Origin of the sequence: Nocardia sp. NPDC052566 (genome assembly GCF_044547285.1) — a bacterium.
Taxonomy (GTDB): Bacteria; Actinomycetota; Actinomycetes; order Mycobacteriales; family Mycobacteriaceae; genus Nocardia.
The window spans coordinates 702,157-727,123 of sequence record NZ_JBIUAF010000002.1 but is presented as its reverse complement, the minus strand read 5'-3'; the positions used below and the strand labels follow the sequence as shown (position 1 = coordinate 727,123).

At 66.8% G+C, this 24,967-nt stretch carries 29 protein-coding genes; 12 read left to right on the top strand and 17 right to left on the bottom strand.

What is annotated here, in order from left to right; translation table 11 throughout:
* Positions 1–12: 12 nt before the first annotated feature.
* Positions 13–303, top strand: a complete 291-nt coding sequence (locus ACIG5A_RS10350) for a hypothetical protein (protein WP_397239863.1) — start codon at positions 13–15, stop codon at positions 301–303.
* On the opposite strand, the gene ACIG5A_RS10345 is transcribed toward ACIG5A_RS10350, so the two are convergent.
* The 4 genes from ACIG5A_RS10345 to ACIG5A_RS10330 all read right to left on the bottom strand — a co-directional run bounded on the left by ACIG5A_RS10345 (position 300) and on the right by ACIG5A_RS10330 (position 3,228).
* Positions 300–1,073, bottom strand: coding sequence for an enoyl-CoA hydratase (locus tag ACIG5A_RS10345; RefSeq protein ID WP_397239862.1), 774 nt, complete (start codon positions 1,071–1,073; stop codon positions 300–302). The two genes, ACIG5A_RS10350 and ACIG5A_RS10345, sit on opposite strands and share 4 nt — an antisense overlap.
* Positions 1,074–1,119: 46 nt before the next feature.
* Positions 1,120–1,443, bottom strand: coding sequence for a hypothetical protein (locus tag ACIG5A_RS10340; RefSeq protein WP_397239861.1), 324 nt, complete (start codon positions 1,441–1,443; stop codon positions 1,120–1,122).
* 116 nt (positions 1,444–1,559) lie between these two features.
* Positions 1,560–2,360 (bottom strand): alpha/beta fold hydrolase, encoded by an 801-nt coding sequence (locus tag ACIG5A_RS10335; protein ID WP_397239860.1) that lies wholly within the window; start codon positions 2,358–2,360, stop codon positions 1,560–1,562.
* 43 nt (positions 2,361–2,403) lie between these two features.
* Complete coding sequence (locus ACIG5A_RS10330) at positions 2,404–3,228, bottom strand: alpha/beta fold hydrolase (protein ID WP_397239859.1); 825 nt, start codon at positions 3,226–3,228, stop codon at positions 2,404–2,406.
* Positions 3,229–3,612: 384 nt separating this feature from the next.
* Between ACIG5A_RS10330 and ACIG5A_RS10325 the strand changes: the two genes are divergently transcribed.
* Positions 3,613–4,260, top strand: a complete 648-nt coding sequence (locus tag ACIG5A_RS10325) for a LysE family translocator (RefSeq protein ID WP_397239858.1) — start codon at positions 3,613–3,615, stop codon at positions 4,258–4,260.
* 9 nt (positions 4,261–4,269) lie between these two features.
* Here the strand turns inward: ACIG5A_RS10325 and ACIG5A_RS10320 are convergent, their stop codons facing one another.
* From ACIG5A_RS10320 to ACIG5A_RS10305, 4 genes are all read right to left on the bottom strand, one after another.
* Entirely contained in the window at positions 4,270–4,758 is a 489-nt protein-coding gene (locus ACIG5A_RS10320) for a DinB family protein (protein WP_397239857.1), read from the bottom strand.
* 243 nt (positions 4,759–5,001) lie between these two features.
* A complete protein-coding gene (locus ACIG5A_RS10315) occupies positions 5,002–5,937 on the bottom strand; it encodes an SMP-30/gluconolactonase/LRE family protein (RefSeq protein ID WP_397239856.1) in 936 nt (311 codons plus the stop codon).
* 130 nt (positions 5,938–6,067) lie between these two features.
* Positions 6,068–6,349 carry a hypothetical protein gene (locus tag ACIG5A_RS10310; RefSeq protein ID WP_397239855.1) on the bottom strand — a complete coding sequence of 94 codons (282 nt, stop codon included), beginning with the start codon at positions 6,347–6,349 and terminating at the stop codon, positions 6,068–6,070.
* A gap of 113 nt (positions 6,350–6,462) precedes the next feature.
* Positions 6,463–7,086, bottom strand: a complete 624-nt coding sequence (locus ACIG5A_RS10305) for a MerR family transcriptional regulator (protein ID WP_397239854.1) — start codon at positions 7,084–7,086, stop codon at positions 6,463–6,465.
* 105 nt (positions 7,087–7,191) lie between these two features.
* Here ACIG5A_RS10305 and ACIG5A_RS10300 point away from each other — a divergent pair, with 105 nt between their 5' ends.
* Positions 7,192–8,469, top strand: a complete 1,278-nt coding sequence (locus ACIG5A_RS10300) for a YhgE/Pip domain-containing protein (RefSeq protein WP_397239853.1) — start codon at positions 7,192–7,194, stop codon at positions 8,467–8,469.
* Positions 8,470–8,475: 6 nt separating this feature from the next.
* Here ACIG5A_RS10300 and ACIG5A_RS10295 read toward each other — a convergent pair whose 3' ends face one another.
* The gene (locus tag ACIG5A_RS10295) at positions 8,476–8,886 is read right to left on the bottom strand and encodes a hypothetical protein (protein ID WP_397239852.1); all 411 of its coding nucleotides are present in this window, start codon (positions 8,884–8,886) and stop codon (positions 8,476–8,478) included.
* 182 nt (positions 8,887–9,068) lie between these two features.
* Between ACIG5A_RS10295 and ACIG5A_RS10290 the strand changes: the two genes are divergently transcribed.
* From ACIG5A_RS10290 to ACIG5A_RS10280, 3 genes are all read left to right on the top strand, one after another.
* The gene (locus ACIG5A_RS10290; protein ID WP_397239851.1) at positions 9,069–9,923 is read left to right on the top strand and encodes an ABC transporter permease; all 855 of its coding nucleotides are present in this window, start codon (positions 9,069–9,071) and stop codon (positions 9,921–9,923) included.
* A complete protein-coding gene (locus ACIG5A_RS10285) occupies positions 9,916–10,746 on the top strand; it encodes an ABC transporter permease (protein ID WP_397239850.1) in 831 nt (276 codons plus the stop codon). Before ACIG5A_RS10290 ends, ACIG5A_RS10285 begins: the two co-directional genes overlap by 8 nt.
* Before the next feature lie 103 nt (positions 10,747–10,849).
* The gene (locus ACIG5A_RS10280) at positions 10,850–11,713 is read left to right on the top strand and encodes an ATP-binding cassette domain-containing protein (protein WP_397240588.1); all 864 of its coding nucleotides are present in this window, start codon (positions 10,850–10,852) and stop codon (positions 11,711–11,713) included.
* A 43-nt stretch (positions 11,714–11,756) separates the two neighbouring features.
* Here ACIG5A_RS10280 and ACIG5A_RS10275 read toward each other — a convergent pair whose 3' ends face one another.
* The 3 genes from ACIG5A_RS10275 to ACIG5A_RS10265 form a co-directional block, all read right to left on the bottom strand.
* A complete protein-coding gene (locus ACIG5A_RS10275; protein WP_397239849.1) occupies positions 11,757–12,461 on the bottom strand; it encodes a DUF4389 domain-containing protein in 705 nt (234 codons plus the stop codon).
* Between the two features lie 125 nt (positions 12,462–12,586).
* On the bottom strand, positions 12,587–13,333 hold the full coding sequence (locus ACIG5A_RS10270) for an esterase/lipase family protein (RefSeq protein WP_397239848.1): 747 nt from the start codon (positions 13,331–13,333) through the stop codon (positions 12,587–12,589).
* Positions 13,334–13,457: 124 nt separating this feature from the next.
* Positions 13,458–13,778 (bottom strand): hypothetical protein, encoded by a 321-nt coding sequence (locus ACIG5A_RS10265; protein ID WP_397239847.1) that lies wholly within the window; start codon positions 13,776–13,778, stop codon positions 13,458–13,460.
* 313 nt (positions 13,779–14,091) lie between these two features.
* On the opposite strand from ACIG5A_RS10265, the gene ACIG5A_RS10260 reads away from it, so the two are divergent.
* On the top strand, positions 14,092–14,676 hold the full coding sequence (locus ACIG5A_RS10260; RefSeq protein ID WP_397239846.1) for a DUF4254 domain-containing protein: 585 nt from the start codon (positions 14,092–14,094) through the stop codon (positions 14,674–14,676).
* Here the strand turns inward: ACIG5A_RS10260 and ACIG5A_RS10255 are convergent, their stop codons facing one another.
* Genes ACIG5A_RS10255 through ACIG5A_RS10245 form a run of 3 tightly spaced genes read right to left on the bottom strand, consistent with a single transcriptional unit; the run spans position 14,677 to position 17,276 of the window.
* On the bottom strand, positions 14,677–14,997 hold the full coding sequence (locus ACIG5A_RS10255; protein WP_397239845.1) for a hypothetical protein: 321 nt from the start codon (positions 14,995–14,997) through the stop codon (positions 14,677–14,679).
* Positions 14,998–16,146, bottom strand: a complete 1,149-nt coding sequence (locus ACIG5A_RS10250; protein WP_397239844.1) for a fatty acid desaturase family protein — start codon at positions 16,144–16,146, stop codon at positions 14,998–15,000.
* A gap of 20 nt (positions 16,147–16,166) precedes the next feature.
* A complete protein-coding gene (locus ACIG5A_RS10245) occupies positions 16,167–17,276 on the bottom strand; it encodes a ferredoxin reductase (RefSeq protein ID WP_397239843.1) in 1,110 nt (369 codons plus the stop codon).
* A gap of 173 nt (positions 17,277–17,449) precedes the next feature.
* Here ACIG5A_RS10245 and ACIG5A_RS10240 point away from each other — a divergent pair, with 173 nt between their 5' ends.
* Both ACIG5A_RS10240 and ACIG5A_RS10235 read left to right on the top strand, forming a co-directional pair.
* Complete coding sequence (locus ACIG5A_RS10240) at positions 17,450–18,070, top strand: TetR family transcriptional regulator (RefSeq protein WP_397239842.1); 621 nt, start codon at positions 17,450–17,452, stop codon at positions 18,068–18,070.
* Between the two features lie 89 nt (positions 18,071–18,159).
* Entirely contained in the window at positions 18,160–18,537 is a 378-nt protein-coding gene (locus tag ACIG5A_RS10235) for a hypothetical protein (RefSeq protein WP_397239841.1), read from the top strand.
* Positions 18,538–18,595: 58 nt separating this feature from the next.
* Here ACIG5A_RS10235 and ACIG5A_RS10230 read toward each other — a convergent pair whose 3' ends face one another.
* Entirely contained in the window at positions 18,596–19,930 is a 1,335-nt protein-coding gene (locus tag ACIG5A_RS10230; protein WP_397239840.1) for an MFS transporter, read from the bottom strand.
* A 145-nt stretch (positions 19,931–20,075) separates the two neighbouring features.
* On the opposite strand from ACIG5A_RS10230, the gene ACIG5A_RS10225 reads away from it, so the two are divergent.
* Both ACIG5A_RS10225 and ACIG5A_RS10220 read left to right on the top strand, forming a co-directional pair.
* Positions 20,076–20,657 (top strand): PadR family transcriptional regulator, encoded by a 582-nt coding sequence (locus tag ACIG5A_RS10225; protein ID WP_397239839.1) that lies wholly within the window; start codon positions 20,076–20,078, stop codon positions 20,655–20,657.
* Positions 20,654–22,684 carry an FAD-dependent oxidoreductase gene (locus tag ACIG5A_RS10220; protein WP_397239838.1) on the top strand — a complete coding sequence of 677 codons (2,031 nt, stop codon included), beginning with the start codon at positions 20,654–20,656 and terminating at the stop codon, positions 22,682–22,684. The genes ACIG5A_RS10225 and ACIG5A_RS10220 overlap by 4 nt, the downstream gene beginning before the upstream one ends.
* Before the next feature lie 50 nt (positions 22,685–22,734).
* On the opposite strand, the gene ACIG5A_RS10215 is transcribed toward ACIG5A_RS10220, so the two are convergent.
* Positions 22,735–23,880 carry a serine hydrolase domain-containing protein gene (locus ACIG5A_RS10215; RefSeq protein WP_397239837.1) on the bottom strand — a complete coding sequence of 382 codons (1,146 nt, stop codon included), beginning with the start codon at positions 23,878–23,880 and terminating at the stop codon, positions 22,735–22,737.
* A gap of 144 nt (positions 23,881–24,024) precedes the next feature.
* On the opposite strand from ACIG5A_RS10215, the gene cmrA reads away from it, so the two are divergent.
* Positions 24,025–24,828, top strand: coding sequence for a mycolate reductase (cmrA, locus tag ACIG5A_RS10210; RefSeq protein ID WP_397239836.1), 804 nt, complete (start codon positions 24,025–24,027; stop codon positions 24,826–24,828).
* The last annotated feature ends 139 nt before the right edge of the window (positions 24,829–24,967 follow it).

Genomic DNA, 24,967 nt, shown 5'->3' with positions numbered 1-24,967 from the left:
GGGGGCACGTACATGGTCAATCGTTCCAGCGAGATCACCGATCTCGAAGAAGCGCTCGGCGCGATCGTGGTGTTCACCGAGGACGCCGACGACAGCAGCTGGATGATCGGGCGGACACCACGGCAAACATTGCATGTCCGGTTGGGTGATTTCCCGGACGAGGAGATGTGGTCGCTGTGGCTGGGCCACGACCGGTGGATGGACTTCACCCAACCACCCGAGGGCTGGACGCTACAGATCAGCGACAAAGGCTGGCCCGATACCGCGCGCCGCAGGCTGCCCAAGGGACAGTTCCACAACTAACGCCCCTGCCACACCGGCGGCCGCTTCTCCAGGAACGCGTGCATACCCTCCTGTGCGTCACAGGTCATGGCGTTGGTCGCCATGACCTCACCCATCTGCTCGTAGGCCGCGGCCTGGGGCAGATCGATCTGCTGATAGAAGGCCTGCTTGCCGATGCGCAGCGTGGACGAGCTCGCGTTCGCGATGGCCGCGGCCAGTTCCGCGGTGCGCTCGGCCAGCGCGTCGGCGGCGACCACCTCGTTGATCAGCCCCCAGTCGGCGGCCGTTTCCGCGTCGATGGTCGCGCCGGTGAGCAGTAGCTGCATGGCCCGCTTGCGGCCGATCGCCCGGCTCACCGCGACCATCGGCGTCGAGCAGAACAGGCCGATCTTCACGCCGGGCGTACCGAATACCGCCCGCGGCGCGGCCACCGCGAGATCACAGGTCGCGACCAGCTGACAGCCCGCGGCGACCGCGGGCCCCTGCACCGACGCGAGCACCGGCTGCGGTATCCGCTGGATCGTCTCCATCAGCTCGGTGCACACCCCGAAGATCGCCCGCTCGTCGTCGAGCGTCCGATCGACCAACTCGCTCAGATCATGTCCCGCCGAGAACACCTTGCCCTCGGCCCTGATCACCACGGTGGCCACGGCGCCGTCGGCGCCGAACGCCCGCAGCGCCTCGGTAAGCTCCGTCATCATCGTGACCGACAGCGGATTTCGCTGTTCGGGACGATTGAGCGTGAGATATCCGATGCCATCTTTCTGCTCGACCAGAATGCAGCTGTCCATACTTCGTGTCTACCAGTGCGGACGCTCCGTTATCGCGGAATCGGCGCTACGCCGGTAGCGTTCCCGACTCGGCCCAGGTCTCGATGGCGGGCCGGTGCCGCGCGGCGATGAACGCGATCCGGCCACCGGCCCGATCGGGCCCGGTGATGATGGCCGAAGGCGCGGCGGCCAGCGGTGCGCGCAGCACAGCGTCGATCACCGCACCGCGCGCCGTCAGCTGGACGAGGCGACGGTTCGTATCCTCGTCCCAGCACCCGTAATACCGGGGTTGTCCGGTGCCGGGGGTGGCGAACAGGCCGTCGCCGGTTGCCTGGATCAGCTGATAGTAGGGCGGCGCCGTACGCGACAGCGCGGTGGTCAGCCCGAACACCGTTGCGGGCTCGGTGAATTCGACACCGAGCCCGTCGGTGGCCCGCGAGACCGCCTGGTCCAGGTCCGCGACGACGATACCGACGCAGAAGAACGACAGCGGTACCGGTTCGCGCGTCAGGCGACGGCCTTGACGGCGTCGGCGATGACCTTCGCCACCGCATCGGGCTGCGAGACCGTCAATGCGTGTGAGGCGCCGGGGATTTCGACGGTCTCCTTCGAGCCGGCGCGCTCGGCCATGAAGCGGTGCGCGGCGACCGGGATGTTGAGGTCCGCCTCGGGGAAGACGAACCAGGACGGCACCGTCTTCCAATTCGGCGCACCCGACTTGTCGTTCAGCGCACGATCATTGAGCGGGCGCTGAGTCTCCGCATCGAGGGCGGCCTGGGCTTCCGGGACGTCGGCGGCGAACTGGTGCCGGAACTTGCCGGGCTGGATGTACAGATCGGTGCTGCCGTCGGGCAGTGCGACCTTGTTCAGCGTCTCGCCGAGCGTGCCGCCCGGGAACTTGCCCGAGAGCTCACCGATGGTCTCCCCCTGCTCCGGCGCGAACGCCGCCACATAGACCAGCGCCTTGACCTTCGGATCGTGGATCTGCGAAATCACTTGGCCGCCATAGGAATGCCCGACCAAAATGACGGGCCCTGGGATGGAGGCCACCACACTGCGGACCGCGTCGGCGTCACCCGACAGGCTGCGCAGCGGATTACCCGCGGCGATACTGGTCAGCCCTTGCTGGTTGAGCTTGCCGAGCACGCCGTTCCAGCTGCTGGATTCGGCGAAGGCGCCGTGCACGAGCACGATGGTCGGTTTGGCGGGGGCGGGAGCGGGTTCGGCTGCCGCGCAGCCCGCGCTGGCGATGGTCGCGGTGAGGCCGAGGGCGACGGCGGCGAGCTTGACGGACTTGGTGAAACGCATGGCTTTTCCTCTATGTATCGAAAGGTGGTGGGGCAGTGAATGTTCAGTGCTTCAGGAAGGCGAGCAGGTCGGCCTCGAAGTCGGTGCGGAACGCACCGTAGAGGCCGTGCGGTGCGCCGGAGTAGACGCGAAGGGTCGAATCCTTGATCAGCTCGGCCGATTTCACCGCCGAGTCGTGCAGGGGAACGATCTGGTCGTCGCCGCCGTGGGCGACGAGTACCGGGATGTCGATGCGCCGCAGGTCCTCGGTGAAATCCGTCTCGGAGAACTGGGCGATGCACTCGTAGGCAGCGCGCAGCCCGGCCTGCATACCCATTCGCCAGAATGCGCGGCGCGCACCCTCCGAAGTCGTCGCGCCCGGCCGGTTGAAGCCGTAGAAGGATTCGCTCAGATCCCAGTAGAACTGCGAGCGGTCGGCGTCTACGCCGGCGCGGATTCCGTCGAAGACCTCCCTCGGCGTGCCCTCCGGATTGCTGTCGGACTCGACCATCACCGGCGGCACCGCGCCGAGCAGCACGGCCTTGGCGACCCGGGCGCTGCCGTGGCGGCCGAGGTAGCGGGCGACCTCACCGCCGCCGGTGGAATGTCCGACGAGGACGACGTCGCGCAGGTCCAGTGTCTCGATGAGTTCGGCGAGATCGTCGGCGTAGCGGTCCATGTGATTGCCGTCCCAGGTCTGGCTGGATCGGCCGTGGCCGCGGCGGTCGTGGGCGATGGCGCGGAAGCCGTTCTCGGCGACCAAGCGAGCCTGCTCGTCCCAGGCGTCCGCGTTGAGCGGCCAGCCGTGGCTGAAGAGGACCGGCTGTCCGTCGCCCCAGTCCTTGAAGAAGATCTCGGCGCCGTCCGTGGTGGTGAAGGTCGATGTCATGGGTACGAAATTACGAACCGGGGCACCTGCTACGAATCAGTCGAATGACTGCATGGATGACTTAACCGGCGACTGAGTACTGCCGAGGCCGACCGAGTCGGTCCCGATCCGTCCCGGCGATCACGCCCCTACGCCAGACCACGATTCGCCCACATCGACTCGAATCCCGGTGCGCGATGCTATCTTCGGCTAAAGACCAGTCGGGAGGGACGGGGCGGGACGGGTCAGCTGTTCGCTTCACATCTCCGACGCTGAAACCTGCCGCACACGTGGCAGCATCGGCGGGAGCGGAGTCGCGGGGGCGTCTCCGCTCTTACCGGTGACGGTTCGTCGGCGCTGATCGGTGCGGTTGAGCCAGGATGCCGCTGTGCCTACGGTGGGACCGTGACTTGGGCTAATTATGGGACGTATCTCGTCTTCGTCGTGTTGCTCGTGTTGGCGCCGGGTCCGGATACCGCGGTGATCCTGAAGAATTCGCTCGTCGGCGGGCGGCGTGGTGGGGTGAGCACGGCTGCTGGTATCGCCGTGGGCAACCTCATCCAAGGCACGGCCGCCGCCCTCGGGGTCGGTGCGTTGATCACGCGATCGCAGCCGGTGTTCGATGCCCTCCGCATCATCGGCGCCGTCTACCTGTGCTGGCTGGGCATTCAGGCATTCCGCTCGGCCCGCCGCGCAAGCGGCACGTTCGGCCTCGACACCGCCGACGGCGATCCTGGCGTCGACCTGTCCGGGCGCGCATTCCGGTGGTGGCGGCAGGGTTTCCTGTCCAATGTGACCAACCCCAAGGTCATGGCGCTGTATCTGTCCGTGCTGCCACAGTTTCTGCAGGACGGTCACGCCTCGACACAGGCCGCTCTGGTGCTGGCCTACACGGTGGGAGTACTCGGCCTGGCTTGGCAGCTGGTCATCGTGGCGATGATCGACCGGGCGCGCCGCTGGATCCGGCGACCCCGGGTCCGCGCGGCGCTGGACGCGATCACCGGCACGGCCCTGGTCGGATTCGGCATCGGCCTGGCCGCCGAAAGTCTCTGAACCACGCGCTCAGAGTGTGGGCTTATCGATCTGTTCGCGGAGGATGTCGCCGTGACCCGCGTGCCTGGCGAATTCTTCGATCATGGCGAGCAGGGTCCATCGCATGCTGACCGTTCCTTCGCGGGGAATGTCCAAGGTGGCGTCGAGGTCGAAGCGGGCAGCGATCTCCCGTGATCGCCGACTGGCGCGCTCGAACTCGGCGATCACGTCGGCCACCGACTCGTCGTCCGACACAGCGAATGTCCCCTCGTCCCGGTTCGAATACCCGTCGCATTCGGATTCGTCGAGCCCCGCCCAGAACCGTTGAAACCAAATCCGTTCCGCAGCAGCGGCATGCTTGATCACCGAAATCGGTGTCGTCAGCGATGCCACGAGTCGCCGCCGAGCATCCACCTCGGACAGACCGCGCACGGTAGCGATCAGCGCTTCCCGGTTGCGATCGAGCATGTTCTCGATGAGCACCCGCTCGGCACCATCGGTAATTCTGTTGGTACTCATAGTCTTTCACTCCATCCTGTGGCATGACCGAAGGTCAGGACCGTCCGCCCAGATGCGACAACCTCGGGAGACGGACGACGCGTCCAGCGATTGGGAACATCCAGCGAGCATCCGATTCGCTCGCGATGAATCACACACGGAAGGCGACGATTCCGGGGCCCACGTCAACACCGCAGCCCGGCTGATCAGAAGTCACTGCCGCTCGTGGCAGTATGCCACAGGTTGATGTTTCCCCTGAGACGTTCAGCGAGGCAGCTCGATCGCAACGGCGTTGTACGGCGTGGTCGGCTCCGGTGGGGTGTCGAAGCGGGCGTTGGGGAGGTAGAGGCGGTTTTCGTAGGCCGCGATGGTGGCGGGTACGTCGAAGCGTGAATCGGTTACGCGCCGTTCGACTTTGCCCTTTGTGCCCGCGGGGTCGAGGGTGATCACCGCGATCGCGTTGCGGCGGTTCTGCACGACATACAAAGTGTTGTCTCGCAGGAACAGGCCGTCGCCCTCGGGGACCGATTCGGTGCCGAGGTCGATCTGCCGCGCCACACCTGTTGCCGGGTCGACGCGGAACAGTCGACCGGTAACCGACTGCACGATGATCAGGGCCGCGCCGTCGGGGGTGCGGACGATTCCGTTGGCGTTGAAAGCTTCTGGGACGTAGGCGATATCGCCGGTCAGTGGGCGGCGTACCACCGCATCGGGTTGCGGCAGAGTGCCATCGGGGCCGATTGGTAGGTGGTACAGCACCGGTGCGCGCGAGTCGGTGAACCACGCACCCGCCGGAGTGAACACGATGTCGTTGACGAATGTGTCCGGCGGCGTGGCGAATTGGTATTTCGCCAGCACGTCGCCCGTATGGGTATCGATGACGCGGGCATCACCTCCGGTGCCGCCCGCGACGAACAACCGGCCGCGGTTGTCGAGCTGGAGTCCGAGGGCTTGCGTACCCGGCCCTCGGCTGAATACGGCCCCCTGCCCGGTCTTCAGATCCGCGCGATAAATGGACCCGTCCGCCATCGACCCGATATAGGCCACGGGCTCCGACCCGATCGCGATCCCCTCCGGCCGAAACCCAGCGGGCAGCTCGATCGCTGTGGGCAACACCGGATCTCCGGCCGCCGACTGGCACGCGGGCACCAGCATCCCGAGGCAAACGAGCGCGGCCGAGATCCCGAAGGCTCGCTTCATGTCATTGTTCCTGTCTTGTTGTGCTGCTGCGTTTTTCACGCGCAGCCAGTCTCACTCGACAGTGATCAATGAGTCCAACACATGTTCGTCACCGGACCGATCGTGATTCGCGATTGATCCGAGTTCCGGATCAGAGGCGGAAGATGCGGCCGCCAACTCCCCAGCCCGCACTGGACCAGTTCGGGCCGAGGCAACCGACGGTGCCCGCCTGGCCGACGGGCAGGTCTTTGCGGATGGTGTATTGACCGAGGGCGAACGGCGCGACGTTGTAGCCGATGCAATCGATTTCGAGGCGGTAGGTGCCCTCGCCGCCCTTACACGCGCCGTTGTATGCCCAGCCGGCGTTCATGACGCCTTCGCAGCCGGGGTCGGCGGCCGCGGCGGTTCCGGCGGTGATCCCGGTCAGTGCCACTGCCACAACGGGAGCCGCCAGGCACATCGCTACTGCTCGAGCCGAGGTTTTCACAGTGGAGCTCCGATCCGTCGGGGTTACATGGGATGTATCCGAGATCGGGTCGCGGGCCGTTACACATCGGCGATGCGCCCGCGTGCCTGGTTTTCGTGGGCGAACCGCCGCAGCAGCGGCATGACCGGACCGAACAGGGTGCTGAAGACCACGACGCGTTCGGCCAGGATTTCGGGGTCGGCGGGGAGCTCGATGCGGGCCGCGTCGAGGTGCGCGACCTGTTCGGCGAGGCGCGCGTAGGGCAGCAATTCCTCGATATCCCAGTCCATGCCGAGGCGGTGCAGGGCGCGCATCCTGGCGTCGAGGGCCGCGCGGTGCGGCGAGTGGTCGGAGACGTCCCAGCCCATCCGCTCGATCAGGTCGGCGGCCCAACTGGGGCCGCCGTCGGTCGTCTCGGCATCTTCGGGCAGATCGGCGGGGATGGCGTAGTCGACGATGCCGAGCACCTCCACGGGGCTGTGCGGTTCCTCCAGCGCCGCGAGCACGTCACGGACCGCGGCGACGGAGAGGCCGCCGAATCGGGTCATCGCCCGGATCAGTTTGAGCCTGCGGACGTGGCTCTCGTCGTAGTCCGCGGTGGTCGCGCCGAGCGAACGCCCTGGCGGCAGCAGGTTTTCGCGCCGATAGAACTTGATGCTCGCGATCGGCACGCCCGATTGTTCGCTGAGTTCCGACAGCTTCACGTCCCGAACCTCCGCGGTGGTGTGTCGAAGACCAAGTGGCCCATGTTGGATACTTCCACTATCCTATGTTGGATAGTGGAAGTATCCAATAATCGGAAGTTGGCTATGACAGACGAAAAACAGGCTCGGGTCACGGCCGGGCAGGTCCTGCGCTCGCGCAAGATGTGGATCCCGGCGGCGGTCATCCTCAGCCTCTTCTCCTTCTTCCTCTCGCTCACCTACATGGGCGCGATCGTCAATCCGCAGCAGGCGATGCGCGAGCTGCCCGTCGGTTTGGTGAACGCGGATACCGGAGCCGGGCAGATCGACTTCGGGCAGCAGCTCACCGCGGGCATCGCGGGCGCGTCCACCGACGGCAAGGTGGCCTGGAAGCAGCTCACCGAACAGCAGGCCAGGGACGAGATGGCCAAGGGCAAGCTCTACGGCGCACTGGTCGTCCCGGAGAACTTCACCGCATCGGTGCTCGCGCTCGGCGGCCCGGCACAGCCGGGCGCACAGCGGCCGACGGTGACGGTGCTGACCAACCCCGCCGCGGGCAGCCTCGCATCGTCGATGGCGACGAGCGTCGCCCAGCAGGCCGCGCACAGCGCCTCGACCCAGCTCGGCGCCCGCCTCACGGCACAGACCGCCGCGCACCAGCCGGCAACCACCGGCGCGCAGCAATTCCTGCTCGCCGACCCCATCGCGGTCCGCACCGACGTCGGCCACGCGCTCAGCGGCAACAGCGGCCTCGGCATGACCGCGTTCTTCTACATGCTGCTGCTGGTGATGTGCGGGTTCATCGGCGCGAACGTGCTGCACGGCCTCGTCGATTCCGGACTCGGCTTCGGCCCGAGCGATTTCGGCCCGTGGCGCAGCCACCGGCCGACCGCGCCGATCGACCGGCGCCACACCCTGTTCACCGCATGGGGGTTGCTGGCGGGGCTGGCTGTTCCGATGGCGGCGCTGGTGATGCTGGCCTGCGTGACGGTGCTCGGCATGGACGCGGGACACCTGCCCCTGTTGTTCACCTTCTCCTACTGCGCGATCGTCGTGGTCGGCATCAGCTGCCTCTCGGTGCTCGCCACCTTCGGCACCCCGGGCATCCTGGTCACCACCTTCGTCTTCATCGCGCTGGCGATCCCCTCCTCCGGCGGCACGATTCCGCTCGAGACGGTGCCCGGGTTCTACCGCGCCATCAGCTCGTTCGAACCCATGCGCCAGCTCACCGACGGCGTCCGCGCGATCCTGTACTTCGACGCCGCCGGTGACGCGGGACTGAACCGGGCTTGGACGATGATGGGCTTCGGCTTGCTGCTCGCCCTTGCCCTCGGGTACGGCGCGACGACCCTCTACGAACGCAAGGGCCTGCACCGCCACCTCAAGGCCGAAATCGCCTCGTAGACAACCTCAGTCGCTCTCCTCGACGGCGGGCGCGGGCTCCCACACCTGCACGATGATCACCATCGCGCCCGGATCGACCCGGTTGAACGGGTTGGCGAGCAGCACCGCCGCGGTGCCGCCCGGATGCTCGGCCACCTCGCCGAGCACCTGGGCGTTGCTGGCGAAGGTGACATTGCCCGGCGCGCCGAGCCGGGAGCCGTCCGCGAGCCCGACCCTGGTTCGGTCGGCAGGGACGAGACGGTCGACGACATCCGGAATCGCGCTCTTGGCCAGCGCGGCCGTCTCGTCGGGGGTCAGCCAATAGCCGACGGCCCCGAGCTCGGGGACCGAAAGGGGTGTCGCGGCGTTCGCCACCGCGCCCCCGACCAGCGATGCGGCCGTGACGGCGACCGCGGCGATGCCTATTCGAATGCGCATGATGCCCACGCTTCCTGTCGGAGTGCTGGCTTCTGGTGCGACCATCGAGCAACATCTAGCTAACTCCCGGCAAAGAGTACCGGCTCAGGCGGAACCGAACCGGTGGTTCGGGGGGATTTTTCGGCGTGAATCGCGGTCGACCCCTTCTCGACGCCGACGCCGCCCACTAGGCTTGACTCTTTGTGCGCGGCAGTGTGGAGGGGGACGGCAGACTGACGGCGCAGTGGCACGTACCCGGTCCCGTCGCGGTGTACGTCCAGCTCGCCATCGCGGGTTTCCGGCGCCAATCCCAGTACAAACTGGCCATGTTCGCCGGGCTGTTCACCAACTGCGTCTTCGGATTCGTCCGCGCCGCGGTGATGCTTGCGGCGGTGCGCGCGTCCGGCGGATTCGGCGGTTACGACGAAGGCACCATCGGCGCCTATGTCTGGCTTTCCCAAGGTTTGCTCGGGGCGACCCAGTTCATGGGCCCACCGCTGGAATTGGTGGACCGGGTCAAGAACGGCGACGTCGCGATCGACTTCCTGCGCCCGGTGGATGTTCAATTCGGTTATCTCGCCGCCGATCTCGGGCGCGCGGCCTGCACCTTCCTGCCGCGCGGGGTGCCGAGCGTGCTGGTCGGTGTCCTGACCTTCGGGCTGGCCATGCCGACCACGGCGGGACCGTATGTGCTCGGGCTGCTGAGCATCCTGCTCGCGGTGACGATCTCGTTCCTGTCCCTGTTCGCCGTCGCGCTCACCGGCTTCTGGGTGGTGGAGACCCGCGGCCTGCGGGTGCTGTACCAGATCTGCGGCACCTTCCTCGCTGGCCTGTTCGTCCCGGTCCACATGTTCCCCGGCTGGCTGCGCACCATCGCACACGCCACGCCGTTCCCGTCCATCCTGCAGTCGCCGATCGATGTGCTGTCCGGCCGGATCGGCGAGACGGAAGCGGTGGCGGTGGTGGGTACCCAGGTGTTCTGGGTGCTCGCGATGGGCGTGACGGGCAGGCTGCTGCTGGCCGCCGGGCGACGCAGGCTGGAGGTGCAGGGTGGCTGATCCCGGGGTGCCGCTACCGGCCGGAACCTGGTTCACCCCCTACGCGGCGGTGCTCCGGTCGCGCATCCGCGCGCAGCGGATGTACCGATTGTCCTTCGCCAGTGAGGTTTTCAGCGCGTTCCTGATCGGCCTCGTCGAATTCGCGGAGGTGTGGGTCATTTTCGACAAGGTCGGGGTGCTCGGCGGGCTCGACCTGAACGGGGCGCTGCTGCTCTTCGGGCTCAGCAACACCGGTTTCGCGCTCGCCCAGGTACTTTTCGGCCATCTCGACACGCTGCCCGCGCTGATCCGGCTCGGCCAGCTCGACGCCTACCACCTGCGCCCCCAGCCACTGCTACTGCAACTCATCACCAGCGATATCTCGCTGCGCCGCTTCGCCCGCGCCGCGGTGGCCATCGCGATACTCGGACTCGGCCTGTGGCGCAACGACATCCACTGGGGGCCTGCGCCATCGGCGCTGCTGATCCTCACCCTGGTCGGCGGGATCGCGCTGTTCGGCGGCGTCTTCGTCTGCGCGGCGGGCCTGCAGTTCTTCCTGATCGAGGGTTCCGAGCTGACCAACAGCTTCACCTACGGCGGGTCGTTCGCCGCGATGCAACCCGCGTCGGTGTTCCCGACGCCGCTGAAGTTGCTGTTCGGCTTCGCGATTCCGGTCTCGTTCACCGCCTACCTGCCGACCATCGCCCTGCTGGACCTGCCGGGTCCGCCGCTGCTGCCGTCCTGGCTGGCCTGGCTGATCCCGGTCGCCGCCGGGTGGGTGTGGTTCGTCGCGATGGGGCTGTGGCGGATCGGCACCAGGCACTACCAAGGAGGCGGCGGTTAGCGTGATCATCGACATCCAGGACCTGACAAGGGAATTCATCCTCTACCGCAAGGACCCGCGCCGCTGGCGCCGCCGACGCGAGAAACTCACCGCGGTCGACCGGATGTCCTTCCGCATCGACCGCGGCGCCGCCGTCGGCTATATCGGGGCCAACGGCGCGGGCAAATCGACCACCATCAAGATGCTCACCGGCATCCTGGTGCCGACCTCGGGCACCGTGCGCACCTGCGGGCTCGAACCGGTACGCCAGCGCCGCGAACTGGCCGCGCGGATCGGCGTGGTGTTCGGACAGCGCTCCCAGCTCTGGTGGGATCTGCCACTGCGCGAATCGTTTTCGATATTGGCCGCCATCCACCGGCTCCATCCGGACACGGCACGCAAACGCATGCACGAGCTGATCGAACAGCTCGAGATGGCCGACACCCTCTACACCCCGGTCCGCCAGCTGTCCCTCGGCCAGCGGATGCGCGCCGAGGTCGCGGCCGCGCTGCTGCACTCCCCCGAACTGGTCATCCTGGACGAGCCGACCATCGGCCTCGATGTGCTGTCCAAGCAGCGGCTGCGCGAATTCCTGCGCGCCGAGCGCACCGAACGCGGCACCACGCTGCTGCTCACCACCCACGACATGGGCGATATCGAAAGGCTTTGCGAGCGAGTGCTCGTGGTCGATCACGGCAAGCTGGTCTACGACGGATCGCTGACCGGGCTGGGCAATACGGTGGGCGCACGCCGGGTGCTCGTCGTCGATCTGGCCGGGCCGACCGCCGACCTGTGTGATCTCCCCGGCGCCGAACTCATGGCCAGCGAGGCGGGCGGCATGCGCCAGCGGCTGGCGTTCAACGCCGAGAACACCACCGCCGCACAGCTGCTCGCCGCGGTCACCGATCGCGCCGAGGTGCGGGACCTGTCGATCGAGGAACCGAGCATCGAGGATGTGGTGCGCCGGATATACCAATCCGCCCGCTGACTCGGCGGTCAACGGGCGGATCGGGTGTCGATTCCGTTTCTACTCAGGTGTTTTCGGGTTCGCGCGCACCCTGGTCGAGCCGGAACGGCGGATACGCGTCGGTCATCAGCGAGGCGTAGGCCCGTACGCGGAACCGCCACCGGTTCACACCGACCACGAAGTCGTACAGGCCGGGCAGATACCGCCCGGTGAACAACAGCGCGATCAGCGCGACCACCAGCAGCGCCGCGATCAGCGGGAAGGAGTAGGCCGACATCCAGTAGTGCCACTCCCCGTCACCGGCCTCCTCGTTCATCCGCCCGGTGGCCCAGGCCATGCCGGTGCTGAAGAAGACGCCGACGATCAGGTAGTGCGGAATGGCGAGCAGCCACCACTTGACCAGCACCAGACCGCGGTGCAGCCGCTCCGGATAGTCGACCTCCAGATCGGCGGGATAGTCCGCGCTCGCCGCCAGGCTGAACGGCGGGTACTTGTCGGTGCCGAGCGCCGAATAGGCGTAGAAGCTCACCCGCCACGTCCAGCGCAGCACGCCGACGCTGAAATCGAACAGGGCCCGCGGATACTTTCCGGTGAACAGGATCGCGAAGAACGCGATCACCGTGACGACGGCGTAGGCGATGTGCAGGAAGAACAGCACGATGACGTGCGGAATCGCCAGTATCCATTTGACCAGCCATAACCACCGCGAGAGCGCGGGGTCGAGATCGCCACGTATGCGGACCGGATATCCGGGGTTGTCGGGTTGCATGATCGACGCTCCTTCAGGTGCCTTCGAGTCGAGCGACAAACCGCTGTGAACTCCCCGATTCTCCCAAACCGGACATGACCGGACGGCACGTTACGGTACCGACACGCCAACGAATCGACCTCCGGTCAGGACGTCGCTCCCTGCTTGAGAAAGCCTCTGACCTGCCTGGACACGTCATCGTTCCAGACAAGCCCGAGATGGTCGACGCAGCCGACGTAGTTGTTCTGCGCCCCCTCCACCAGCACGCTCCGATTCGGGACGATGATCAGGTCGCAGGAGGACCAGTAGGTCGCGTACCGCACGCTGCCCGGTGTCTCGTCGCCTGCGTTGAGCTCGCCGAGGAACTGGCTGCCCTCCTCCATCTCCTCGCACGAGATGACGCCCCAGCCACAGACTTTCGCCACCTTGGTGCCGTGGTTCGGACCACCGAGTGAAAGCCACGAGCGCACCTTGCTCGCACCGCTGAGGTACTTGATGTACCACCGGGAGTTCAAACTGCCCATCGAGTGGGCCACGATATCGACCTTGGACGCACCGGTGCGCCGCAGCACATCGTCGACGTACTTCTCCAGGATTCCGGCGATGTCCCTGTTGGACTGGAAGATGCTGTAGTCGATCGCGAAGAGGCGGTCGGCGGGCCAGCCGTCGTTGCGGAAATCGGCCCGCATCTCGTCGAAATTCCAGGCACCGCCCTTGTAGCCGTGAACGAAGACCACGGGGACGCGGTCGGCGGCCGCGGACTGTTGCGCCGCCGCGGGCGGCTGTGGTGTAGCGGAGACCTCCGGGGACGCGGTGGCTTGCAGCGGGCCGGCCGAGATGAGCGCGGTCACGGTCGCCAGTCCCGCCACCACACGTAGGACACGTGGGAACATTTTCGATCCTCCATGGCTACGTCGAACACGAGTGCGTAAGACGTGGAGAAATCGTTGCGCATTCCGCAACTGGGCACATCGGCGAAATCGCCAGCCCCCCAACTGGGGAAAACGGACCTCGCGGTCAGCTCGGCGCGGTCCCCTGCGCCGAGTACAGGCTCACCTCGCCGTCCGCGCCGAGGAAGGCGTTCACCAGCATGGTGCGGTCGGCGTACAACTGATCCGGCGTCGGCGCCTCGGTGGTGATCGAGATCTGCGGCAGCGCGGCCCAGTTCACCACGTAGCGCTCCGGCGGGCCGTCGTCGTCGGACAGCCTGGCGAGCCGAAACACCGAAACGGTCTTCCTGACCATGAGTGTGCGCACGACCTCCGCGATTCGCTCGGGGTCTTCCAGCGCGAACATGAACCCGAACCGCAGCTCGGGCGATGACACGTAGGCGGGCACGAATATCGAGGTTAGCCCATCGCGCGATCGCACGCAGGCGCCTCGCCGAACCGATTGCTGCGCATGCGCCGAACCGCCCCCGAAGCGACGCGCCATGTGACCGATCCGTAACGGATCATAACGATTTCCAGGCAGCTTATACTTTCGTACACCATACTATTGCGCGACTCCGATACCCGCGCTTTCCTGAAAAGGTCCCGATTTCTCGGGCCGTCTTCCTCATCGCATCGTCGCGGATTTCCCGGTTTCTTTGCCGTGCTGGTGGACTTGTGGGGGTGACGCTCCGGGCGCGGGACTGCGCCGGAGCCGAGGGGTGCCCCTCCCCGAAATCCCCCTCGGCCCTGGCGCATCCAGAATCGAGTCCATTAACGCAGGGGTACGCACCATGCCAACCGAATACGCGCAAGACCGTATCGGCGCCGGCGAGCTGCCACCACCATCGGCGCTGCTTCGCGCATTCCGTGAACCGGTCGAGTCGAACCGCCGCAAGCACCGGGTGCTCGCCGCGGCACGCGAGCTCGTCGAATGCCATGAGCGCCGACAACACGCACTACAGGCCGCGCACGACCCCACCGCATCGAGCGGGCGGGTCGCCGCGTGCAGTCAGCTGGTCGAGGATATCGACGGGCATCGGGCGAAACTGGTTGGCAGCATCGACGATTGGGTCGCCGCCAATGTCGTGCACCGCACCGGCGCCTCGCTGCATACCGAGACGCTCGGCGCGGTCATCGATCGAATGGCGGCGAAATGGATTGCGGCCCAACAGGTTTTGGATGTCGAGCCGCAACAGAACGGGGAGGTCCATCGGCAGTGGAGCAAACTGGCCGAACTGGCCGACGGCTATCGGGACCTGATCATCGACGTGACCGAGCACCGGCGCAGGCTGCCGGTGTGGTGATCACCGCGGCCGGTCGGCCTCCGGCTCGACCACCTCGGGTTCGATCACTTCGGCCTCGACATAGGACGTAGCGGCCGATACCGGTGCGTCGTCGTCGATCACGTCGTCATCGATCCCGGAGTCACGCTGCGCCGCCGCATCCTTGCGCGCGGCCGCGGCGGCCTCGTTCATCTCGATGGCGTCGGTGATCCACTCACCGATCTCCCTGGTGACCTCCGCGACGGTGCCGGTGATGATGTTCGCGATATTTCCGACATGCCGCGCACCGGACGATGTCAATTCCTGAATCAAATCCTTGTTGCTTTCGAATTTCCCGATCATTCACACGCCCACTTCGGTAGCCTTCCGCTGTCGCATCACGATAACACCGGGAGTGGTGTCCTTCTTGACGAGACGAGGCGGCAGCGCGAGCCGGAAGATTTTCGCCCATACCGAGCCGATCTGCGCACGCAACGGGCCGGTGTTGTAGGGCAAGCCGTATTTTTCACACAATGCCTCGACCTCGGGCGCGATCTCCGGATAGCGATTCGCGGGCAGATCGGGGAACAGGTGATGTTCGATCTGATGCGACAGATTTCCGGACATGATGTGGAACAGCCTGCTGCCGTCGATGTTGGCCGAGCCGAGCATCTGGCGCACGTACCACTCGCCGCGCGTCTCCTCGGCGGTCTCCTCTTCGGTGAACGTCTGTACGCCGGAAGGGAAGTGGCCGCAGAAGATGATGGTGTAGGCCCACACGTTGCGCACCAGGTTGGCGGTGATGTTCCCGGCCAGCGTCGAGAAGAACAGCGGCCCGCTCAGCACCGGGAAGACCAGGTAGTCCTTGAGCACCTGGCGTCCCGCCTTGCGCCACTGCCCCTTGAGGAGCGGCTTCAGATCGGACCACTTGCGCTTGCCCGCCACGATGTTCTCGAACTCGAGGTCGTGCGCCATCACGCCCCACTCGAACAGCAGCATCAGGAAGAAGGCGTAGACCGGGTTGCCGAGGTAGAGCGGATTCCACTGCTGCGCCTCGTCGATGCGCAGCAGGCCGTAGCCGATATCGCGGTCACGGCCGTGGATATTGGTGAAAGTGTGGTGCATGTAGTTGTGTGAATGCTTCCACTGATCGGCCGGGCAGACCGTATCCCATTCGAACTCACGGGAATTCAGGTCCGGCTCACGCATCCAGTCGTACTGGCCGTGCATGACGTTGTGGCCGATCTCCATGTTGTCCAGGATCTTGGACAGGCTCAGCGCGGCGACGCCTGCCAGCCAGAACGGCGGCAGGAAGCCCAGATACAGCAGGCCGCGGCCCGCGATCTCGAAACCGCGCTGCGCCTTGATGATCGAGTAGATGTATTCGCGGTCGCGCTCGCCGAGATCGGCGACGATGCGTGCGCGCAGTTCGTCGAGCGCCTTGCCGAGCTCCTCGACCTGGTCGGGGCTCAGGACCAGCGGCCCGTCCTTGGTTTCGGTCAGGATTGTCATCGGTTGTTCCCCTTGCGTTGTCAGATATCGATGTCGACGGTGCCGACCGGGGCGTTGATGCACAGCTGGATGGGCTGGTCCGGATCGCTGCCGGTTTCCCCGGTGCGCAGGTTGCGGGTGCAGCCCGTGCGCCGGACCGCGGTGCAGGAGAAGCAGATACCCATCCGGCAGCCGTATGCCGGGCTGAGCCCGGCGGATTCGGCCTGTTCCAGCAGGCTCGCGCCGCTGTTGGCGGCGCTGACGCCACTGGCCGAGAAGTTCACCGTGCCGTGCACCTCGCTCGTGTCGACCGGCGCCACCGAAAGGGTGAATTCCTCGGTGTGCAGCCGATCTTCGAGCTGCTCGGCCTCGAAAACCTTGCGCACCGCGTCCATCAGCGCCTGCGGACCGCAGACGTAGGTGTGCGCGTCGGCGAACCACGGCGCCACCCGCTCCAGCTCGTCATAGTCGAAGTAGCCACCGCCGCTGACCTCCGCGCAGCCCGGCGCGCGGTCCTGCGCCACCGTTTCGGCGGCACGGCGCGGATAGCGGAGCTCGACGCGAAAGTTCTTGTGCGTGTCCGCGATCGACTCCAGTTCGGCGCGATGCGGTACGTGCACCGGCGATTTCGCGTAGTGCAGGAAGGTGAGCTCGCCGGGATAGCCCTCGTCGGCGAGGGTGCGCAGCATCGAGAGCACCGGCGTGATGCCGCTGCCGCCGCTGATCAGCAGCACGCGCTCCGGACGCGGTTCGGGCAGCCGGAACACACCCGCCGCGGGCGCCAGGTCGACCACCAGCCCCGGCGCGGCGTGCTGGTACAGGTACTGCGACACCAGCCCGCCGGGATGCGCCTTGACGGTGAGCTGAATGTGCCTGTCGCGCCGGGCTTCCGGATTGACCGGTGAATAGCAGCGGGTGTGCCTGACCCCGTCGACGACGACGCCGAGCTGCACGTACTGACCCGCCGCGTGCCCGCGCCACTGCCGGGTGGGCCGCAGGGTCAGCGTCACCGAACCCGGCGCCGAGCGGCGCACATGGACCACCTCGGCGCGCAGCCGCCGTGCCGTCAGCGTCGGGCGGACGAGTTCCAGGTACCGGTCGAGTGGGTGCGGGCTGGTCAGGGTCTGCACCAGGTCGATGAGATCCATCATGCGGTTCTCCGTGCCTCTGCTCGTCCGCCGAGCGACGATTCCAATTTCAGTGCACGTCTGTACACTCAACTAGTGTGACCGATGGACCGGGTGCAGTGTCAACCGGCAAGAGATGTGACGCGAGCAACAATGATGGGGACTGACGAATGGTGAACGGATGTATGCTCACCGTGATGACTGAACAGGCGGAAACCCGAGGGGAGCGCAAGGAACGCACCCGGCAGGCACTGTTGGACGGCACCTTGGGGCTGGCCGCCGAGCGCGGTTTCGCCGCGCTGAGCCTGCGCGAGATCGCACGGTCGGCGGGCATCGTGCCCACCGCCTTCTACCGCCACTTCGACTCGCTGGACGACCTCGGCGCCACCCTGGTGGACGAGGGCGTCACCGCGCTGCGGTTGGCGTTGCGCGAGGTCCGCCGCAACAACGAGACGAGCCTGGCGGCGACGGTCCGCTTCGTCTTCGAACAGGTCGAGCCCAAGCGCGAACTGTTCGGCTTCCTGACCCGCGAACGCCACGGCGGCTCCGCGGCACTGCGGCAGGCGATCGCCATGGAACTGCAGCTGATCGTGCGCGAACTGGTGGCCGATCTGTCCCGCCTGCGCGCGCTGGACGCATGGAGCCCAACGGAACTGGAGATCGCCGCCGACCTGCTCGTCGGCACCGTGACCGACGGCATCGCCGCCTACATCTCGGCAGCCCCGCGCGACGCCCGATCCATCATCGACCGCACCGTGCACCAAATACGGCTCATCGCCCTCGGCATGGGCGCGTGGTGGCCGTCCAAAGACCGCTGACCCCCATGCAATTCATGGCATGGCAGGATCATCCCTCCCCTATACGGTGAGCCGCGGAGCGACGCCCCGCTCCCCCGAGGAAGGGAACTATGCGCACTTTCAAGTTTGCTGCCGCGGCGTCCGGACTTGCCGCGACGATGATCGCCCTGACCGTGCCGGGAACCGCATCGGCCGCCGCCTCCGCGGAGGCCGTCGGCGGTCCGGAGAAGATCACCATCTCGGTGCGGGAAGACAAGCCATGGACCGCAAACGTCCTGATCGACGGCGCTCTCCAGCAGGTTCTGCCCACCAGGGAAAACCCGACAGCCGTCATCACCGGGGTCAAACCAGGGAGCCACCGGGTACAGATCTACCTTTTCGGCGAAAACACCTACCTCCCTGCCGAGGAGGTTCTCAATCGACAGGTCGAGGTCTCGGCGGCAAACCCGTTGCAGGACCTCATCAATTCGGGAAGCGCCAAGAAGTAGCGATCACGCGGCGCCGCGGCTGGTTCGCGGCGCCGCCCCGGCAGCCCTCGCAAGACCGCTAAGCGACCGAGTCCCGCGCGGGCGGGCGGACGGGCAGCAGGGCGGCCAGGCCGACGGCGAGGACAAGGATGATGCCGACGATGCCCGCGCGTTCGGCGTCGAATGCCCAGACAAAGAAGGCGAAAAGGGTTGGGGCGAGGAAGGTCGCGGCCCGGCCGGTGGTGGTGTAGAGGCCGAACATCTGGCCCTCGCGACCCGGCGGCGCCAGCCGGACCAGGAAGGATCGGGCCGACGCCTGCGCAGGGCCGACGAAGATGGTCAGCAGCAGACCGAAGACCCAGAACATGACCGGGCCGGAGACCACCAGTAGCGCGATACCGCAGACGATCATCGCGGCGAGCGAGACCACGATGACGATCTTCGGACCGATCCGGTCGTCGAACCGTCCCGCACCGATCGCACCCAGTGCCGCAACGACATTCGCGGCGATACCGAACAGCAGCACATCGTCATCGGCGATGCCGTACACCCGGACGGCGAGGACCGCACCGAAGGTGAACACCCCGGCCAGCCCGTCACGGAAGACCGCGCTGGCGAGCAGGTAGACGACGGTGCGCCGATCGACGGCCCACAGCTCGCGCAGATCGCGCCACAGCACGCGATAGGAGCCGAAGAAGCCCGCGGTCGCGGCGCCGGGATCGGCTCCGGTGCGCGGCAATTCCGGCACAACGAACAGCACCGGCAACGCGAAGGCCGCGAACCAGACCGCGGCGAGGATGGCGACGAGCCGGATGTTCAGCCCGTCGTCGGTGGGCACACCGAGCAGGCCGCGATGGTCGCCCTTGCCCGCGATGAAGCCGAAGTAGCTGATCAGCAACAGGATGATGCCGCCGAAATAGCCCATGGCCCAGCCGAATCCGGACACCCTGCCGACATTGACGGGGGTGGACACCTGCCGCAGCATGGCGTTGTACGGCACACCGGCGGCGAGTTCGAAGAACGTCGAGCCGAGCGCGAGCAGCACCAGGCCGAGCCACAGATCGCGATAGTCGTCGTGCACGAAAAACATGCCCGCCATGGCCGATACGACCAGGCCGGTCAGGACCGCCAGCGAGCGTTTGCGTTTCGCGGTCGCGTCGGACCACTGCCCGAAGATCGGCGCGGTCAGCGCGATGACCAGCCCGGCGATGCCGAGCGCCCAGCCGAGCCAGGAACTCGCAGAGACACCGCCCGGCAGATCGTCGCCGACCTTGTCGGTGAGATACACCGAGAACACGAACGTCAGGATCACGGCGTTGAACGCGGACGACCCCCAGTCCCAGAACCCCCACGCCACCACGTGCCGACGCCCGGCCGCCTGCCCGATCACCTCTTCGGCGTCCACCTCGCTCATCCGCGCAGCATAAGCGGCCCAAAACGCACACCTCTCGATTTCCGCATACCGATTCGCAGGCGATTGGGTGTGCGGAAATCAGCGGGTGCGCGCGGTGTTATGCACTCAGTTGCATAGTACTGGGTGTCACGGCTACTCTGACCGCATGGCCCTCGAGCATGCGCTGCTGGTTTCGCTGACCGAGCGGGCCGGCTCTGGCTACGAGCTGGCCCGCCGCTTCGACAAGTCCATCGGCTTCTTCTGGAGCGCCACCCACCAGCAGATCTACCGCGTACTCAAGCGCATGGAGGAATCCGGCTGGCTCAGTAGCGAATCCGTGGCACAGGACGGCCGCCCGGACAAGAAGGTCTACTCCGTGAGCGAGGCGGGCCGCGCCGAACTGGCCCGCTGGATCGCCGAACCCACCGATTCCGAGATACCGCGCATCGAACTCGGCGTGAAGATCCGCGCCGCGGCCTACGGCGATATCGACGCGCTGCGCGCCGAGGTCACCCGCCATCGCGATCAGCACGCCCAGCGACTCGAGGTGTACCGCCTCATCGAGAAGAAGGATTTCCCGGTGCCGGATCAGCTCTCCGGCACCGCACTGCACCAGTACCTGGTCCTGCGCGCGGGCGTCCGCGTGGAGGCCGGGTTCACCGAATGGTGCGACGAAGTACTGCAAGCACTCGCCCCGCGCACGCCAGCCCCGCGCGCGGATGACGGAGAAAGTGAGACTCGCCGATGAGTTCTTTCCCCCACCTGTTCGAGCCGCTGGATCTCGGCCACACCACCCTGCGCAACCGCGTGATCATGGGGTCGATGCACACCGGTCTCGAGGACCGGGCCTGGGACACCAATAAACTCGCCGCTTACTTCGCCGAACGCGCGCGCGGCGGCGTCGGCCTGATCATCACCGGCGGCTACGCGCCCAACCGCACCGGCTGGCTGCTGCCGTTCGGCGGCAAGCTCACCAACAAGACCGAGGCCTACCGGCACCGGGCGATCACCAAGGCCGTGCACAAGGAGGGTGGCAAGATCGCCATCCAGATCCTGCACGCCGGCCGCTATTCCTATGTGCCCGGCAGTGTTTCGGCCTCGTCGATCAAGGCGCCGATCAACCCGTTCCGGCCGCGCAAGCTGTCGGGCAAGGGTGTCGAGCAGACCATCGACGACTTCGCCCGCTGCGCCAAGCTGGCCAAGCTCGCCGGCTACGACGGCTGCGAAATCATGGGCGGCGAGGGTTATCTGGTCAACCAGTTCCTCGCGCCGCGCACCAACAAGCGCACGGACAGGTGGGGCGGCTCGCCGGAGAACCGGCGCCGGTTCGCGGTGGAGATCGTGCGCCGCACCCGCGCCGAGGTCGGGCCGAACTTCATCATCGTGTTCCGGCTGTCCATGGCCGAGCTGGTGGAGAAGGGCCAGACGTTCGACGAAATCGTCGCGCTGGCCAAGGAACTCGAAGCCGCGGGCGTCGACATACTCAACACCGATATCGGCTGGCACGAGGCGCGGGTGCCGACCATCGTGACCTCGGTGCCGCGCGCGGCCTTCGTCGAATTCACCGCGAAGATCACCAAGCAGGTAAGCATCCCGGTATGCGCGTCGAACCGGATCAACATGCCCGAGATCGCCGAGGAGATCCTGACTCGCGGTGACGCCCAGCTGGTTTCGCTGGCCCGGCCGTTCCTCACCGATCCGGAGTGGGTGAACAAGGCCAAGCAGGACCGCACCGACGAGATCAACACCTGCATCGCCTGCAACCAGGCCTGCCTCGATCACGCCTTCCAGCACAAGACCGTCTCCTGCCTGCTGAACCCGCGCGCGGCGCACGAGACCGAGCTGAAGCTGCTGCCGACCCGGCGGACCAAGCGGGTCGCGGTGGTCGGCGCGGGCCCCGCCGGGCTGTCGGCGGCGATCAACCTGGCCGAACGCGGCCACCGGGTCGACCTTTTCGAGGCCGACGACAAGATCGGCGGCCAGTTCGACATCGCCCGCCGCATCCCGGGCAAGGAAGAGTTCGACGAATCCATCCGGTACTACACGCGGATGATCGAAATCACCGGCGTCACACTGCATCTGAACAAGCGGGTGAATGCCGAGGAGCTGATCGCCGCGCGCTACGACGAGGTGATCCTGGCGACCGGTGTGCGCCCGCGCATGCCGAACATCCCCGGCATCGAGCACCCGATGGTGCTGTCCTATGCCGAACTGGTGCGCGAGGGCAAGCCGGTCGGCAAGCGCGTCGCGGTGATCGGTGCGGGCGGTATCGGTTACGACGTGAGCGAATACCTCACCGTCGAAGGGCATCCCACGCTCAAGCTCGACGAGTGGAAGGAAGAGTGGGGCGTCGACGCCGACGACGAGCAGGCCCCCGGTCAGCTCACCACGCCCAAGCCCTCCCCCGCCGCACGCGAAGTCGTTCTGCTGCAACGTAAGTCGACCCCGTTCGGCAAGGACCTCGGCAAGACCTCCGGCTGGGTGCACCGCGCCGCGCTGAAGGCCAAGGGCGTCGAGCATGTCGGCGGCGTCAACTACGAGCGCATCGACGACAACGGCCTGCACATCAGCTTCGGCGAGAAACGCCAACGGCCGCAGCTGATCCCGGTCGACAACGTGATCATCTGCGCGGGCCAAGAGTCGGTGCGCGAGCTGGAGGAGCCGCTGCGGGCCGCGGGCGTCAGCCTGCACCTGATCGGCGGCGCGGAGCTCGCCTCCGAACTCGACGCCAAGCGCGCCATCGACCAGGGGACGCGCCTGGCCGCTCGCCTCTGATCATCGAACAGCACACAGCGGGCTCGACCACGGTCGGGCCCGCTGTCGTATCAGCTCGGCGAACAGAGCGCGACGTCAACGGCTTTCAGCATGTCGGTCTTGACCTGATCGACGCTCGGATGCTGGTTGACGGTGACGGTAGCCGCGCGGCCGTCGGGCGTAGCGCCACCGCGCGTGCGGTAGCCGAAGATGCTGCCACCGTGTCCCCACACCTGCCTCCCGCAGGAGGATGGCATGCGGGCAAGCCCGAGGCCGTACTGGAACCCCGGCCCCATCTCCTCGGCGGGCACGGTCCGCTGCATCTCGGCCAGCTGCGCTGGCGCGAGCAAGCGGCCGCCGACCAGCGCGAGGAAGAACTGATTCAGCTCGGCGCCGGTAGAGATCATCGCGCCCGCCGCACCCGCCACCGACGGATCCAAGCGGGTGAACTCCACGTCCCGCCCGTCGATGCCGAGGTAGCCGAGCGGGTGCGGATCCGGCACCTCGGCGTCGCCGAGCCGCGGATACGAGGTCGCGCGCAGCCCGAGCGGTTCGATGATCCGGTGGGTGACCTCCTCCCCCACCGCATGCCCGGTGACCCGCTCGATCGCCATACCGACCAGCAGATAGTTCGTATTGCTGTACTCCCACCGCACGCCGGGCTCGAATCGCGCGGGCTGCCTGGACAGGACGCCACGCACCATGTCCGCGGGGTCGCGCTGCTGAAAGCGCGTGTCCTCGTTGGCGAAATCCGGCTCGCTCGTGTAGTCCGGCAGGCCGCTCGTGTGCTGCAGCAGGTTGCGGACGGTGATCCGATTCCCGTCGATCCCATTGCCGCGCACGATATTCGGTAGATAGCGCTCGATCGGCGCGTCCAGTTCCCACTTGCCCTCACCGACCAGTTGCAGCGCGACCGTCGCGACGAAAGTCTTGGTGTTGCTGCCGATCCGGACCCTGGCGTCCTCGGCGAACGGCGCGCCCGACGCGATATCGCCGACACCGCGGGCGAGGACCTGGCGCCGATCGCGGTCGGTGATCACCGCCTGCGCGCCCGGCACCCGGTCGCCGGTCACCAGCACCTCCAGTGCCGCCGAGACGCCGGGCGCGAGCGCGGTGGTCGACGGTGGCGAGAGGGTGGCCGGATCGGGCGAATCACAGCCCGCCACCGTCGCGGTGCCGACGGCCAGCGCGAATATCAGGCAGGAAGGTCGAATCATCTTGCGCGGCAAAGCACCCCCCTCTCGCCGGAACAGGTCCGATCCAGCGTATCGAGACTCGCCCGGCGCGCCGATAGTGCTGACCGCCGAGCCGGTGGTGTAGCCAGCCCCCTTGTCACCGGCAGCGCCCATTAGGCTCGCACCGTGAGTTTGCCTGCCCCCACCGCCGAGAACCGTGCCGTCGTCACCGGAGCCTCCTCCGGTATCGGAACCGCCCTGGCCGCCGATCTGGCCGCGCGCGGGTATTCGCTGATCCTGGTCGCCCGGCGCGGTGAGGTGCTCACCGAACTCGCACAGCGGCTCACGCTGGCCCACGGCATCACCGCCGAGGTGCGCGCCGTCGACCTGTCCGATCGCGACAAGCGCGGCGTCCTCGTCGAGGAGCTGGCCGGGCGGGATATCGCGATCCTCTGCAACAACGCGGGCATCGCGACCTTCGGTGCGGTCGCCGAACTGGACCTGGCCTATGAGCGCGCCCAGATGGAGCTCAACGCCGTCGCGGTGCACGATCTCACCCTCGCGGTGCTGCCGGGCATGATCGCCAGGGGTGGCGGCGGCATCCTGATCAGCGGGTCGGCCGCCGGGAACATGCCGATCCCGAACAACACCACCTACGCGGCGAGCAAGGCGTTCGCGAACACCTTCTCCGAATCGCTGCGCGGCGAACTGAAGGGGTCCGGCGTGCACGTCACGCTGCTCGCGCCGGGCCCGGTGCGCACCGAGACGCCCGATCCGGCCGATCAGTCGATCGTGGATCGCATGGTGCCCGATTTCATGTGGGTGTCCTCGGAGCACGCGGCCAAGCTGTCCATCGACGCGCTCGCCCGCAACAAGATGCGCGTCGTCCCCGGTCTGATCAGCAAGGGGATGAGCGTCGCAGGCCAGTACGGACCGCGCGCGTTCACCGCGCCGATCGCGGGCGCCTTCTACAAGAAGCTCGGCGGCTGAGGCCGAGACGACGGTCACTGGTGCGTCAGCAACCCGTCAAGATGGCGCCCAGCTCTGTTAAGTACGCGTAACGCAGCCTTCTGACCAGCTGAAATAGGCGTAGTCCTAATCTCGGCCCCGCAATAGGAAAAAGCGGGGG

Bases quoted from the DNA above. Each gene is read 5' to 3' on its own strand.
- ACIG5A_RS10215 (WP_397239837.1), bottom strand. From the start codon at position 23,880: ATGATTCGACCTTCCTGCCTGATATTCGCGCTGGCCGTCGGCACCGCG.
- ACIG5A_RS10295 (WP_397239852.1), bottom strand. From the start codon at position 8,886: ATGCGCATTCGAATAGGCATCGCCGCGGTCGCCGTCACGGCCGCATCG.
- ACIG5A_RS10320 (WP_397239857.1), bottom strand. From the start codon at position 4,758: ATGAGTACCAACAGAATTACCGATGGTGCCGAGCGGGTGCTCATCGAG.
- ACIG5A_RS10350 (WP_397239863.1), top strand. From the start codon at position 13: ATGGTCAATCGTTCCAGCGAGATCACCGATCTCGAAGAAGCGCTCGGC.
- ACIG5A_RS10225 (WP_397239839.1), top strand. From the start codon at position 20,076: ATGGCCCTCGAGCATGCGCTGCTGGTTTCGCTGACCGAGCGGGCCGGC.
- ACIG5A_RS10280 (WP_397240588.1), top strand. From the start codon at position 10,850: ATGTCCTTCCGCATCGACCGCGGCGCCGCCGTCGGCTATATCGGGGCC.
- ACIG5A_RS10230 (WP_397239840.1), bottom strand. From the start codon at position 19,930: ATGAGCGAGGTGGACGCCGAAGAGGTGATCGGGCAGGCGGCCGGGCGT.
- ACIG5A_RS10330 (WP_397239859.1), bottom strand. From the start codon at position 3,228: ATGACATCGACCTTCACCACCACGGACGGCGCCGAGATCTTCTTCAAG.
- ACIG5A_RS10250 (WP_397239844.1), bottom strand. From the start codon at position 16,146: ATGACAATCCTGACCGAAACCAAGGACGGGCCGCTGGTCCTGAGCCCC.
- ACIG5A_RS10275 (WP_397239849.1), bottom strand. From the start codon at position 12,461: ATGCAACCCGACAACCCCGGATATCCGGTCCGCATACGTGGCGATCTC.
- ACIG5A_RS10315 (WP_397239856.1), bottom strand. From the start codon at position 5,937: ATGAAGCGAGCCTTCGGGATCTCGGCCGCGCTCGTTTGCCTCGGGATG.
- ACIG5A_RS10255 (WP_397239845.1), bottom strand. From the start codon at position 14,997: ATGATCGGGAAATTCGAAAGCAACAAGGATTTGATTCAGGAATTGACA.
- ACIG5A_RS10220 (WP_397239838.1), top strand. From the start codon at position 20,654: ATGAGTTCTTTCCCCCACCTGTTCGAGCCGCTGGATCTCGGCCACACC.
- ACIG5A_RS10240 (WP_397239842.1), top strand. From the start codon at position 17,450: ATGACTGAACAGGCGGAAACCCGAGGGGAGCGCAAGGAACGCACCCGG.
- ACIG5A_RS10300 (WP_397239853.1), top strand. From the start codon at position 7,192: ATGACAGACGAAAAACAGGCTCGGGTCACGGCCGGGCAGGTCCTGCGC.
- ACIG5A_RS10245 (WP_397239843.1), bottom strand. From the start codon at position 17,276: ATGATGGATCTCATCGACCTGGTGCAGACCCTGACCAGCCCGCACCCA.
- ACIG5A_RS10345 (WP_397239862.1), bottom strand. From the start codon at position 1,073: ATGGACAGCTGCATTCTGGTCGAGCAGAAAGATGGCATCGGATATCTC.
- ACIG5A_RS10335 (WP_397239860.1), bottom strand. From the start codon at position 2,360: ATGCGTTTCACCAAGTCCGTCAAGCTCGCCGCCGTCGCCCTCGGCCTC.
- ACIG5A_RS10235 (WP_397239841.1), top strand. From the start codon at position 18,160: ATGCGCACTTTCAAGTTTGCTGCCGCGGCGTCCGGACTTGCCGCGACG.
- ACIG5A_RS10270 (WP_397239848.1), bottom strand. From the start codon at position 13,333: ATGTTCCCACGTGTCCTACGTGTGGTGGCGGGACTGGCGACCGTGACC.